The 13,809-nt window shown below is 72.2% G+C and carries 6 protein-coding genes and 1 pseudogene; 6 read left to right on the top strand and 1 reads right to left on the bottom strand.

Annotation, left to right across the window (positions count from 1 at the left end):
* Nucleotides 1-408 precede the first annotated feature (408 nt).
* On the top strand, nt 409-2,142 hold the full coding sequence (locus tag ABT288_RS30805; RefSeq protein ID WP_351614649.1) for an immunity 49 family protein: 1,734 nt from the start codon (nt 409-411) through the stop codon (nt 2,140-2,142).
* A 670-nt stretch (nt 2,143-2,812) separates the two neighbouring features.
* On the opposite strand, the gene ABT288_RS30800 is transcribed toward ABT288_RS30805, so the two are convergent.
* Nucleotides 2,813-3,475 carry a hypothetical protein gene (locus ABT288_RS30800; protein WP_351614572.1) on the bottom strand — a complete coding sequence of 221 codons (663 nt, stop codon included), beginning with the start codon at nt 3,473-3,475 and terminating at the stop codon, nt 2,813-2,815.
* Between the two features lie 205 nt (nt 3,476-3,680).
* On the opposite strand from ABT288_RS30800, the pseudogene ABT288_RS30795 reads away from it, so the two are divergent.
* The 5 genes and pseudogenes from ABT288_RS30795 to ABT288_RS30775 form a co-directional block, all read left to right on the top strand.
* Nucleotides 3,681-3,820, top strand: a pseudogene (locus tag ABT288_RS30795) (IS5/IS1182 family transposase); the annotation flags it as partial.
* A 139-nt stretch (nt 3,821-3,959) separates the two neighbouring features.
* Nucleotides 3,960-5,309, top strand: coding sequence for a lipase family protein (locus tag ABT288_RS30790; protein WP_351614570.1), 1,350 nt, complete (start codon nt 3,960-3,962; stop codon nt 5,307-5,309).
* 585 nt (nt 5,310-5,894) lie between these two features.
* Entirely contained in the window at nt 5,895-6,359 is a 465-nt protein-coding gene (locus ABT288_RS30785; protein WP_351614567.1) for a hypothetical protein, read from the top strand.
* 439 nt (nt 6,360-6,798) lie between these two features.
* On the top strand, nt 6,799-8,526 hold the full coding sequence (locus ABT288_RS30780; RefSeq protein WP_351614564.1) for a fatty acyl-AMP ligase: 1,728 nt from the start codon (nt 6,799-6,801) through the stop codon (nt 8,524-8,526).
* 166 nt (nt 8,527-8,692) lie between these two features.
* Nucleotides 8,693-13,809, top strand: a 5,117-nt coding sequence (locus ABT288_RS30775; RefSeq protein ID WP_351614561.1) for an SDR family NAD(P)-dependent oxidoreductase, incomplete at its 3' end; no start/stop codon positions are given.

Below are 13,809 nucleotides of genomic sequence, written 5' to 3'. Positions count from 1 at the left end.
GCACGTCCTGGAGCACTACGACTTCGCCGCCCTCACCGGCAGCGAGCACACACGAGGCGAGCAGGGCTTTTCGGTTCACCGCGCGGAACCGGGAGGGTGGCTGTCGGTGAGGGCGGTGTCCACGTCACCGTGCCGGAGGTGATGCTGGTGCTCGATGTTGTCCGGCCACTGGGGGTACAGGCCTCGGCTGAACACGCGCGCGCGAAGTCTCCGGCCACCCCCGGGCTCGCGAGGCTTCCAGAGGCGGCACGGCACGCACCGCCGCTGACGCACCTGCCACGAAACCCCCCGGCGCGGTCCGGCCAGGGCCACGGTCACAGCAGTGGCTGGCCTGTCAGATCTCCCACCTAGGCTGGCTTTCGCAGAGATCTACCAAGGAGCAGGGCAGTGCGAATAGAGCGTCACCAGGTGGGCGGGGCCGTCGTGTCGGCAGCACGCGAGGACTTCACGAACCGCATCGGGGGGCAGGTGCGGTCCATGTCGAGGGGCGGCCGGATGGCCACCTACGAATGGCAGTCGATCGCGGACGAGTTCCTCGACTACCTGGGCGCCCTCTCCGTCGAGACACCCGACCTCGACACCCCGGAGGCCAAGGCCGCTCTCAAGGACGCATCCGAAGCAGCGGTCGGCGCCGTCGCCTACGCCGCCTACCACCCGCACTGCAGCTTCCAGGTCTTCCTGGACTACGTGAACTTCGGCATGAGCTACGACCCCGGTGAGGATGCCCCCGAGGAGAGCGTCACGCCCGGGGAGTGGATCGATGCGCTCTGCCTGACGGTCCTCAGGGACAGAGCCAAGTGGCATGGCGAGGCCTTCCACTTCGCCCGGGAGAAGTTCGCAGAGAAGGCGCAGGGGACGCCCGTCGGCGAGCTCGCTACGGGATTGATGGCCGTGGTGCTGGACGACACCGGCAACGACGAGGAGTATCCGCCGAGCGCGCAGGCCAAGCTCACCGCCGTCGACGCGGCCCTGGACCGCGTCCGAACCCGATCCCAGGAGACGGGCGAGCCGCTCCTGGACCGACCGGACAGTGCGGCGCTGCTCACGCTGCGCGCCCTGACCGCCGAGGACCGGGAAGCCTTCGATGCCGCGCTGGCCGACCTCCTGGCCAGGCACTCCGCCCTGCACGGCCCGGCGGCCTCCCCGAGCACTCTCCTCCCGCTCGTTCCCATCGCCCTCGCCGCTTTCGCGTACCGGACCCTGGGCTGGGCCCCGGCCGTCCGCACCGACTACCTCCCGCACGCGCTGATCACCGGCTTCGAGACCCGAGGCCCCCGGGTCGGCGGGTTCGGCCGGAACCGGCGCCCGGACGCGGTCGCCGCGCTCGCCGCGGGCCCGCTGGTCGTGGAACGGCCAGCCTGCGCACGGACGGTAAGCCCGCAGATGGAGGCCAGGTACGAGGAACACGTCCAGGAGGCGTTCACCGCCGCCGACGGAGAACCCCTCGCCGTCTGGCGGCTCGGCGACGTCATGGGTGATCAGGAGCGTCTGTTCAAGTGGCGTGCGGGAGACTCCGCGGTCACAGACGCCCTGCTCGAGAACCTCCGGCTGGCCTCCCAGGCAGGGGCGGCTCTCTTCCGTATCGCCCTCGCGGAGCCGGGCACCGAGGCCGAGGTGACTGTCGGCGGCCGCACGCTGCGCTACCCGGCCGAGCGGGACGAGGAGGCCGGAGCCGGCAACTGGCAGACGGCCACCGCCTTCGCCCTCATCACCGGCGCACGCGAGGACCTCGCCCCGCTGGTCCTCACCGGCCCCACCTTCGCCGGCCCGGACGGTTCCGCCTTCAGCGCGTACCGCGAAGCCCTCCACGCCTACCTGAAGGGCACCGATCCCGAACCGGCCGCGCAGCGGGCGCTGCAACAGGCCGAGAAAGCCACGGACTGGGGCTTCGCCATGCCGCCGGCCGTGCTGCTGTCACAACTCGTGGAGGGCGACGAGGAAAGCTTCAACCTGGCCCTGGCCGACGCGCTCGAAGCCCACCGCGACTACTACCAAGTCGCCGACCGCGCCGACGATCCGGCCGCTTCCGTGAACCTGGACATCCTCGCCCTGGCCTGCCACGCCCGCCGCCGCGGCTGGGCCATCCGCGTCGAGTCCCCCTACCTTCCGCAAGATCTCCTGCGGGCCGCCGAACCCTTCTAGGGGGGCGGGCCGCAGCGGGATCCACCTGCCGGCCCTCAGGCCGAGGACCGAGGGCGGACCGGCGCCTGTACGTGCCCAGGCGGCCGGTGGCTCCGGGAGGCAGTACGTTCCCTCACTCCAGGTCCATGAAGCCGGGAGGGGGAAGCTGCAGCTGCCCGGTCAGTTGCCGGCCGTGGGCCGGAGCTGCTCGAAAGGGCCCGGTGGGTACAGCGGAAGGTCCAGCGCGAGTCCGAGCAGGAGGACTGTGGGGGAGGCGGGCAGCCGGGTTCCACCAAGGACTGCCCGGACCGTGGGGTGGCTTGCCTGGGTCGGCCGGGCGAGCTCGCCGATGCCGAGGTCTCGCTGGCCATGGCCGCGGCCAGGATCTGTGCGAGGGCCTGCCCGAGGTGAGCACCGGGCGGGGCGTCGGCCGTCAGGTCGCCGGCCGGCCATCCGCCCTTGGCGAGGCGGTCCCGGGGACCACCTCCCGCGTCACGACGGCGTGGCGGTGATCCGCCTTGTGAACGTGAAGAGAAATCCCCAGGGCTGCTTGCATTCCCCACTTGGTTGCGCGGTGAACGGATGGGCTGGATTCGCCCGCCAGTTGAGGGTTCGGACGGCCCCTCCCCTCAAGGGCGCCTACGGCGTCATGTGTCCGCTCCGATCGCTGGTACGGCGTGGCATTGCCGCTCTATCGCTCGGCGGTGCCGTCCTCACCGTCAATCTCGTAGATCCGCTTTTGAAGCCGTTCACCGGCCCAGTCCAGCCCGACGCCCAGGTCAAACCAGTGCCGATCCTTGCGGACTCCGGGCGGTGAGAGGTTCACCGCCGCCCAGGAGAACACTCCCAGGAGGATGGAACGCCCGTGCTGCGTTGTGCGCACGGACAACGCAAACGGCGCGGCGAGTGCCGCTCGGGTGACCAACATGACTTGTTCGTCCTGAGAATGTCGACGCCCACCCGTGAGAAACCGGGGCGTTTCAAGGATCTTGACCCACTCAAGCACTGCGTCTGCCACTTGGGCGCGCAAGGACTCTTCGATGCCCTTGCGGACGGCGGTCGCGGGATCATCGCCGAGCCAGCCAAGCCAGTGATCAGGATCAGTGAGCTTGCTGAAGTCGTCCTGTGGCACCCCGTGACGGGGATTCTCCTGGTACTCACCTGTCAGTTTCCCGCTGCTGTCCACCAACCACGCGCCGCGGATCGCCTCGGGAGGTACGTAGCCGTTCGGGTCGTCGATATACGTCGGGTCGATCTCGGCGACGCTGCCACCGGGATTCTCGGCAGCCGCAGCCAGCAGCGCCGGCTCGTTCGGTATGCCCTTACGCCTGCTTCGCGAGCCAAGACGCCCCACGTTCCCACCCTCACCGTTGTCCGCCCAGTCGACCGCGATTGTGCCGCACGTCAGGACCGGATGAGGGGATGCGCGACGGCGACGGGTGGGTGGGGAATCTCAGCGAGCAGGTCTGTACCACCCCTAAGCAAAGCGGTCAGCCAACGCTCAACCAGGTCACGACAGTCAGAGCGCGTGGGACCTGGGCCCGGCTCGAGCCGCACTTCGGGCCCGTGCCCGCCAGGAACATGCCATCGGCCGGATGGAGAACTACAAGATCCTCCGCGACTGCCGCCAGCGTGGCGAGGTCTCCATCACGCGGTCCAGGCCGTTGCCCACATGCACAACCTCGCCCTCGCGTCATGACCGGACGACCCCGTCCACGGGCACTGACCTGAGCGCCGAGCGACGGGCTCCTTTCGCGTGACTCTATACAGAGGTGTTACCTGTTGGTAACTTGAATCGGCATCAACTGCGTGGCCTGTTTCACGATCCCGGGGGAGTCATGAGAGAGAGCACCGTTCGGTACCTGGCGACCACAGTGGTTGCCGCCCTGGCCGTTACCGCCACTCCGGCCGCCGCGGCCGTGGCCGCTCCTTCCGTACCGTCGAAGGTTGCGGCGGATGACCCGTTCTACACCTACGACGGCGGCAAGCCGCTGTCCTCGTACGAGCCCGGCACCGTGCTGAAGAAGCGGACACTGACGTACCACATCGAGGGCATTCCCACTCCGGTGAAGGCGGTCCAACTGCTCTACCGCACGGCCGACGCGCAGGGCCGGCCGACTGCCAACGTGACTACGGTGGTGCGCAGTCTGCGAGGCGAAAGCAGCATGGCTGTGTCCTATCAGTCGTACTACGACTCCCTCGACCCTGCGGACGGGCCGTCCCGGGCCGTCGCCGGTGACGTCAGTCTGGGCGGTGTCATGGCCAACTCCGAGAACCTCTTCCTGGTGCCGCTGCTGTTGCAGGGTTACAACGTCGTCATCCCCGACACCGAGGGGCAAACCGCCGACTTCGCGGCCGGGCCGGAGTACGCGGCCAACACGCTGGACTCGATCCGGGCCGCGACCCGGTCGTCCGCGGACACCGGCATGAATGCCGACACCCGGGTCGGCCTGCTCGGCTACTCAGGCGGTTCCATCGCGACTGGTTGGGCGGCCGCGCTCGCGCCGAGCTACGCGCCCGATGTGAACGAGCGGCTGGTGGGCTTCGCCGAAGGCGGCCTGCTCGTCGACCCGGCCCACAATCTCACGTACGTCGACGGCTCCCTCCTGTGGTCCGGTGTCATCCCCATGGCGATCATCGGGGCCGGCCGGGCGTACAGGATCGACCTCAAGCCGTACCTGAGCAGCTATGGCCTGGAGGTGTACAACAGGCTGGAGGAGCACGGTTCGCTCCTCGACGCACTGGGCCACTACCCCGGGCTGACGTGGAAGAAGATGATGAAGCCGCAGTACGCCGACCCGAACTCGGTGCTCCCCTTCGTCGAGGCGGTGAACAAGATGAACCTCGGGTCGGCCGCCACCCCGACCGTGCCCGGGTTCATCGCCCAGGGCGGCGAGGGCGTCACGGAGGGAACCTTCAGCAACCCTGCGGGTATCGGATCCGGCGACGGGGTCATGGTCGCCGGAGACGTCCGCGCGCTCGCCCGGCAGTACTGCTCCACCGGCAACGAGTCGATCAAGTACCAGCAGTACAACCTGCTCAGCCACGTCCCCACAGCCGTGGCCTGGGCGTCCGGCGAACTAGGCTGGCTGAGTGACCGGTTCGCGGGCAGGACGGCCCCGTCCGACTGCGGCCACATACCCGCGGGCAACTCCCTGGAGCCGCAGAAACCGGCCTCCACGTCCTGACACCTGGTACCCCCGGACGCCCCGGCGCGCCCGAATCCCGCAATGAGGCACCCCGCCTGAGGTGTAAGAGGTCTGTTGCCGGAGTACGGCACCTCCTGGCCGCCACCGCCGCCGCGCGTGCCGTCGCAGCGGCGCTGTGACGAGCAGCAGGGGGGGCCGCGAGGACTGCGAGGACCGCGAGGTCCGCGGCGTCTTCACTGCCAAGCCGAAGACGCCGGATTCGGACCACTATCGGCGGCTGTTTGACAAGGAGGCGGTCATGGGGCCCGAGATCGACGACCGTTGGCGGAGATGACCCCGCAGCTCACGGACCAGCGACCCTCGGTCGATATCCGGCTGAACGCCGACGTCTCCGGCAGCGGCCGGGTCTACCAAGCCGGACGCGACCAGCACATCACCGAGCGATGAGCGAACGGGGGCGCCGGCGTCGGAGCAGGGTCGGATCTTTCAGACGTCGGCGGATCCAGGCCGACCGCCCCCGACTCCGTCCGTGTTGCGCTTGTCGGGCGCCCGCCCAGGCCGCTGCGCGACCGGACGGAACTCTGCCAGGCGCTGAGCATGGCCGGGGCTGGCCACGGTGGCGCGATGTACGTCGTGCACGGCATGGGCGGCCGTGGCACTTCCCACGGGCAGCGCAGCGTCCTCGGTGAGGTGGCCGTACGGCTGGTGGAGGAGGCGCTGCCAGAGCGGGGCACGCAGGCGCCCCTGGTGCGCCGCCCGCTCGCCCTGCTGGCCCCGCACGGTTCGCGCCTGCTGGAGACGGCACCGGGGGAGTTGTCGGCGGCCCTTGGCGTGCGGCTGGTGCGGCAGGTGCACGAGACAGCGGACTGCGGCGTGGCCATGGTGCTCCCGCATTCCGTCGCCGACCGGGCCGGGGCGCGGCTGGGTGAGGACCATCCGGTGGCGCTGGACGCGCGGGACGTGGTGGGCAGGCCCGATGACCGGATCGGTGCGGCGGCCCACGCATCATCAACCCCTCCGGTGCGGCATCCCCCCGCTGTGTGGTGGTGCCGATGGGGCCGAAGTCCAAGGTCGAGTTGTACGGAGTGATCCGTCGGGCTCCCGTGCCGGTCCGGCCATCGGGCCGTGATGCGCAAGCGCGGCATGGTCCACGCCACGGTGCAGGACGCCTTGCAGCCGGCCGACGGCACGGCGGACGTGCTCGGCCGGCTCCGGTCGTCGGGCGGGCGTCGGTGCGTGGGCGGGCGAGCCGGCCCGGCGGAGCCGGCGGACAGCCAACTCCTTTTGGACACACAGCGTTTACATGCGTTCGACCTGTCGACCCGTGGGACTTGTTATCATGTTACTCATTGGTAGCAAGTTGAGTGGGGGGACACGGGGAGACCTGTGCCCGTCTCGCCGCCGGGGGGTGGCGAGATGGATGACCTGGCAAGGGGGCCGGGTCAAACGGCTTCTGTGCGTGCACATGACGCGGCCGTCGAACTCCAGTTCCCTCACCCGCTGACCCGGACAGGTGGGACTCGACATCATGGCTCGTTCCCTGGTCGAATTACTGACCGTACACGCCCAGCAACAGCCCGACCGTACCGCCTACCGGTACCTCCTCACCGGCGACTGCGACGGGGACATCCAGGAGATCTCCTACGGACAACTGGCCCACCGCTCCCGGGCCGTCGCCGCCTGGCTTCAGGACCGCGGCCTGGCCGGCTCGCGCGCCCTGCTGCTCCATCCGCCGGGCCTGGAGTTCGTCTCCGCCTTTCTGGGCTGCCTCGCCGCCGGCGTGGTCGCCGTGCCGGGCGTGCCCCCGCAGGGACGGTCGCAGAACCACCGCGCCCTGACCCGGATGAAGCGTCTGATGGCCGATTCCGACGCCAAGGTGATCCTGGGCGGCCGGGAGGTCATCGGCGCCCTGCGCACCTGGACCGAGCACCTGCCCGAACTGGACGCGGTCACCTGCGTCGCCACGGAGGACATCCCCGACGACGCTGCGGGCTCCTGGCACGCTCCCGACCTCAGCGCCGACTCGGTGGCCTTCCTGCAGTACACCTCGGGGTCCACCTCCGCCCCGCGCGGTGTGGTGGTCACCCAAGGCAACCTGCTGGACAACGAGCGGATCATCACCGAGCGTATGGGTCACACCCCGGACGCCCTCGCGGAGCACGGCGGGGAGCTGATCCTCAGCTGGCTCCCCGTCTACCACGACATGGGCCTCATGGGCCCGATCCTGAACACGCTGTACCTGGGCGCCACGGCCACGCTCTTCTCGCCGCTGCACTTCCTGCAGCGCCCCGACCGCTGGCTGACCGCGATCAGCCGCTACCGGCCGCACACCAGCGGCGGCCCCAACTTCGCCTACGAGCTGTGCCTGAAGCACGCCACCGACGACCTGGTCGACAGCCTCGACCTGAGCGCGTGGAAGGTCGCCTTCAACGGTGCCGAACCCGTGCGCGCGGCCACGCTGCGACGGTTCACCGAGACCTTCCGCGCGGCCGGCTTCCGCCGTGAGGCGTTCTACCCCTGCTACGGCCTGGCCGAAGCCACCTTGATGGTCACCGGCGGAGCGGTGGACGCCCCGCCCACCCTGGTGGCGGCCGCCGAAAGCGGCCCGCATGCCGGTGAGGCGGGCGCGGCCGCGGTGGGCTGCGGCCGGCCCGGGACGGGGATCACCGTGGTGATCGCCGACCCCGAGCGGCAGGAGGAACTGCCCGAGGGCGAGGTCGGTGAGATCTGGGTCGCCGGCGCGAGCGTGGCCAAGGGCTACTGGCGCAACACCCTGGCCACCCGCGAGACCTTCCGCGCCACGCTCACCGGCCGCGAGGGCCACTTCCTGCGCACGGGCGACCTCGGCTTCCTGCGTGACGGCGAACTGTTCGTCACCGGCCGCCTGAAGGACCTCGTCGTCATCGACGGGCGCAATCACTACCCGCAGGACCTGGAGCTGTCCGCGGAGTTGTCCCACCCGGCACTGCGGCCCGGCTGCACCGCCGCGTTCTCCGTGGACGCCGGCGGCGTGGAGGGCGAACAGGTCGTCGTGGTGGCCGAGGTGGCGCCCGAGGCGGCCGGCGAGGCCGAGAAGATCACCGACCTGGTGCGCAGCGCGATCGGCGAGGCTCACGGCCTGTCGGTGAGGGACGTGGTACTGGTCCACCCCGGCACCATCCCGAAGACGTCCAGTGGGAAGATCCAGCGCCGCGCCTCCCGGGCGGCGTACCTCGACGGCACCCTCTCCGTGGTCGGCGTGCCCGTCACGGCTTGACCCCTGCGCCGCCGGCGCATGCCCGCGCCGGCGGCGGCCCGCCGTCGCACCGGCCGTACGCCCGCCCTCCGCGGCCGTACGTCACCCGATTCCAGCCGTACGCCGCTGCCGCATGCGGTCGTGCGGAATCCGCCCGCATCACCGCTGCTTGAGGACGCCTGCCCACATGCCTGCGAACGAGCACCAGAAGCAGTCCACCACCATGCCCCTCGCCACCGCCGAGGACGTACGGGCCTGGCTGGGGTCGGCCGTCGCCGAGGCGGCCGGACTCGACCCGCTCGCCGTCGACCCGGACCGGCCGATCGCGGAATTCGGGCTCGGTTCACGGCAGCTGGTGACGCTGGCCGCCGAACTCTCCGAACGGACCGGCCGGCCCCTGGAGCCGTCGCTCGTCTTCAACCATCCCACGATCGCCGCGCTGGCCGACGCGGTCCTCGGCGAGCCGGCCGCCCCGGAGGCCGACCCCGCCTCGGCCGGGACTCCGGCGCGGGTGGCGGAGGACGACATCGCCATCGTCTCCATGGCCTGCCGCTTCCCCGGCGGTGCCGACGACCCCGAAGGGCTGTGGCGGCTGCTTGCCACCGGCGAGGATGCCATCTCCGAAGTACCGGCGGGCCGTTGGGACACCCAGGGCCTGTACGACCCCGATCCCGAGGCCACCGGCAAGGCGTACACGCTGCGCGGCGGCTTCCTCGACGGCATCGACCGCTTCGACGCGCCCTTCTTCGGGATCTCGCCCCGCGAAGCCGACGCCATGGACCCGCAGCAGCGGCTGCTGCTGCAGACCAGCTGGGAGGCGATCGAGCGGGCCGGGATCGTCCCCGAGACGCTGCACGGCAGCTCCACGGGCGTCTACATCGGCCTGTACGACAGCGGATACCTCGCCTCCGCCTCGCTGGCCCGGCTCGACGGGCACGTCGGAACGGGCTCGGCGCCGAGCGTGGCCTCCGGGCGCATCGCCTACACCCTCGGTCTGCAGGGCCCGGCGGTCACCGTCGACACCGCCTGCTCCTCCTCCCTCGTCGCCCTGCACCTGGCGGCCCGCTCGCTGGCGGCAGGTGAGTGCGACCTCGCGCTCGCGGGCGGCGCGAGCCTGCTGGTGACCCCGCGCGGGCACGTGGAGTTCAGCAGGCTGCGCGGGCTGTCGCCGTCCGGGCGGTGCAGCCCCTTCTCCGCCGACGCGGACGGTGTGGTGTGGGCCGAGGGCTGCGGTGTGGTGCTGCTCAAGCGGCTCGCCGACGCACGACGCGACGGCGACCGGGTGCTCGCCGTGGTCAAGGGCTCGGCCATCAACCAGGACGGCCGCAGCCAGGGGCTGAGCGCCCCCAACGGCCCGGCGCAGGAACGGGTGTTGCGCGCTGCCCTCGACGCCGCGGGACTTGCACCCGGCGAGGTGGACTACGTCGAGGCGCACGGCACCGGCACCCGGCTCGGCGACCCCATCGAGGGCCGCGCACTGGCCGCCGTGTTCGGGCCGGGCCGCCCCGCCGACCGGCCGCTCGGCGTCGGCTCGCTGAAGTCCAACATTGGTCACACCCAGGCCGCCGCGGGCATCGGCGGCGTGATCAAGACGGTGCTCGCCCTCGGGCACGGGCTCATACCGGCTTCCCTGCACGCCGAGACCCTCACCGAGCACATCGACTGGGCGGGCAGCGGGCTGGCCGTGCACGGCAGCGCCCGGCCGTGGCCGCGCGGCGGCGACCGAGTGCGGCGGGCGGGGGTGAGCGCGTTCGGCATCAGCGGCACCAACGCCCACGTCGTGCTGGAGGAGGCACCGCAGGACGTCGTCGCACAGACCGGGGCGGAGGCGGAGCTGCCCGGCCCGACGCTCTTCCCGCTCTCCGCCCGCACGCTTCCCGCGCTCCAGGCACAAGCGGCTCGACTGAACGAACGCCTTGTCGTGCACTCGGAGTTGGCGCTGCCCGCCGTGGCCGCCACGCTGGCCCACCACCGCACTCACTTCGAGCACCGTGCCGTCGTCCGGGCGGCCGACCGGGACGAACTGCTGACCGCGCTGCGGGCCCTTGCGGAAGGCCGGCCCGACCCTGGCCTGACCGCCGGCCCCCGGCGGACGCTGCCCGCGGGCAAGGTCGCCTTCGTCTTCCCCGGACAGGGCGCCCAGTGGGCCGGCATGGCACGGGACCTGCTCGAAGGCGATGCCGTGTTCGCCGACGAACTCGACCGCTGCGACGCCGCCCTGCGACCGTTCACCGTCTGGTCCGCGGCGGCGGTCCTGCGCGGCGAGGCGGGAGCCCCGTCCCTGGACCGCGTGGACGTCGTCCAGCCGGTGCTCTTCGCGGTGATGGTGTCCCTGGCCGCCGTGTGGCGGGCCCGTGGCGTCCGGCCGGACGCCGTGATCGTGCACAGCCAGGGCGAAGTGGCCGCGGCCTGCGTCGCCGGCGCGCTCAGCCTCAACGACGCGGCCGCGGTCGTCGCCCTGCGCAGCCGCGCCCTGACCGAGCTGTCCGGCACCGGTGCCATGGCCGTCGTCGGCCTGCCGCACACCGAGGTCGTCACCCGCCTCGACGGTCTCGGTGGCCGGGTCTCGGTCGCCGCCGTGAACAGCGGCCGGGCGACCGTGATCGCCGGTGACGTGGAGCCGCTGGAGGGCCTGCTCGCCGACCTGGACCGGGAACAGGTCTTCGTCCGCCGCCTCGACGTCGACTACGCCTCCCACAGCGCCCAGGTCGAGCCGGTCCGTGCGACGATCCTCGACGAACTCGACGGCGTGACCACGTACCCCACGTCGGTCGTCTGGTACTCCACTGTCACCGGTGAGCCGGTCACCGAGGAACTGGAGGCCGACTACTGGTACACCAACCTGCGTGAACCCGTCCGCTTCGCGCCCACCGTGGAGCGCATGGCGGCCGACGGCTACCGCCACTTCGTCGAACTCAGCCCGCACCCGTCCCTGCTCACCGCCCTGCACACGATCGGCGAGGACCGCGGACACGAGCTGGTCGCCGTCGGCTCCCTGCGCCGCGACGAGGACGGACCCGCCTGCCTGGACCGCGCCGCCGCCGAACTGCACGTCCACGGACGGCGGATGGACTGGCGGCGCCTGGTCCCCGGCGCCACCTGGGCGGACCTGCCGACCTACGCCTGGGACACCCGGCGCCACTGGATCGAACCCGAGTCCGCCGCGGGCGTCCCCGGTCTGTTCGACCGCGCCGCGCACCCGTTGCTCGGCGTCCAGTTGCAGTCGGCCGACGAGACCCGCTGGACCTTTCGCAACGAGTGGTCCTCGGCCACCGCCGACTGGCTGTCCGACCACACCGTGTTCGGCCGGACCGTGGTGTCCGGCACGACCCTGCTGGAGCTGTGCCGCGCCGCCCTCGCCGTGGCCCGCCCGGACGACCCGGCCGACGTGACCGACCTGCTGCTGCTCGCACCCCTCGTCCTGCCCGCCTCCGGCACGACCGAGGTGTCCGTCGAGGTCGTCACCGCCGGCCCGGCACCGGAGATCACCGTGCACAGCCGCCCGCGCGGCCAGGAGGCCACCGGCTGGACCCTGCACGCCACCGCCTCCGCGGCCGGGGCAACCGAGGCGGCCGGGCAGACGCCGGTGTGGCCGGAGGCGGCGGAGCCCGCCTGGAGCCCGGACACCTACGAGCGGCTGACCGGGCTCGGCCTCGGCTACGGTCCGGCCTTCCAGGGCGTACGGGAGGCGGTGGTGACCGGCGCGGGCGAGCTGCTGGCCCGGCTGTCGCTGCCGTCCGTGGCCCACGACCTGGCCGACCCCTACCCGGTCCACCCGGCGCTGCTGGACGCCGCGCTGCACGTCGCCGCGGCCCTGGAAGGTGCCGCCTCCGACGCCCGGGTGCTCCTGCCGGTCTCCGTGGGCCGCGCCGCGCTGTCGCACGCCGGTGCCGACGAGCTCACCGTGTCCGTGCGGCGCACCGGTGGCGCCGACACGGATCTCACGCTGGACGTGACGCTGTGGGACGGTGACGGCTTCCCCGCGGGCCGGCTGGAGGGGGTACGGCTGCGGGCCGCGAGCCCGGCGGACCTCGCCGGCGGTTCGGGCAACGGGCGGCACCTGTACGAGGTGGCCTGGACGGCGGCGCCCGAACCGGCCGCCGAGGCACCGGCCGGTGACTGGAGGGTCGTCGGCGGCTCGTCCGACCCGGAGGTCGGTGCGGCCCTGCGCGGCCTCGAAGCCGCGGGCATCCAGTGCCGCGACACCGGCGGTGAAGTGCTCGTACGGTTCTGGCCACGACCGGCCGAGGACGCCGAACCGGCCGTCGCCGCACGGGAGATGGCGGAAGCCGCGCTGGCTGACCTGCAGACACTCCTCGCACAGGAAAAGGCGCCCGCCCGGACCGTCTGGGTGACGTGCGGCGCGGTCGCGGCCGGGGAGCGGGACACGGTGCCGGGCCTGGCCCAGTCGGTGCTGTGGGGCCTGGCGCGCAGCGCCCGTGCCGAGCATCCGGACCTCGGGCTGACGCTGCTCGACCTCGACGGCACCGATCCCGCGGCCGCCCTGATCGCCGCCGTCGCTCACGGGGACGAGCCCGAACTCGCCTCGCGTACGGGCACCTTGCTCGTGCCGCGCCTCGTGCGCGCCCGTGGCGCGGACCGGGACGGCGTGCGGATACCCATCGACGGCACCGTGCTGATCACCGGAGGCCTCGGCGCCGTCGGACGCCACATCGCCCGGCTCCTCGCCGAACGGGGCGTGCCCCGCCTGCTGCTGACGTCCCGGCGCGGCGCCGACGACCCGCGCGCGGCCGAGGTCACCGCCGAACTGGCAGCGCTCGGTGCCGAGGTGGAGGTGGCGGCGTGCGACGTCGCCGATGCCGCGGCCCTGGCCGGCATCGTCGGTGCCGTCGCCGGTGAACTGCGCGGCGTCGTGCACTGCGCCGGCGTCCTGGACGACGGGGTGGTCGCCGAGCTGACCCCCGGACGCCTCGCGCGGGTGCTGCGCCCCAAGGCCGACGGCGCCGCCCACCTGCACCGGCTCACCGCCGACCTACAGCTCGACCTGTTCCTGCTGGTCTCCTCCGCAGCCGGGGTCGTCGGCAACGCGGGCCAGGCCAACTACGCCGCCGCCAACGCCTTCCTCGACCAGCTCGCCCACCACCGGCACGCCCTGGGGCTGCCCGCCCTGTCGGTCTCCTTCGGCGCCTGGGCGGGCGAGGGCCTCGCCGCCGAACACGCCGACCTGGAGCGGATGGCTCGCCTCGGCCACCGCGCCCTCACCCCGGAACAGGGCCGCGACCTCGTCGAACTCGCGCTGCGCCGGGGCGCCCCGCACCTGGTCGCCTGGGCGCTGGACCTGCC

The organism is Streptomyces sp. NPDC001093, from assembly GCF_040298985.1.
Lineage (GTDB): Bacteria > Actinomycetota > Actinomycetes > Streptomycetales > Streptomycetaceae > Streptomyces.
Note: the sequence above shows the minus strand (reverse complement) of the source record. Positions and strands in the feature narration are given on the sequence as shown.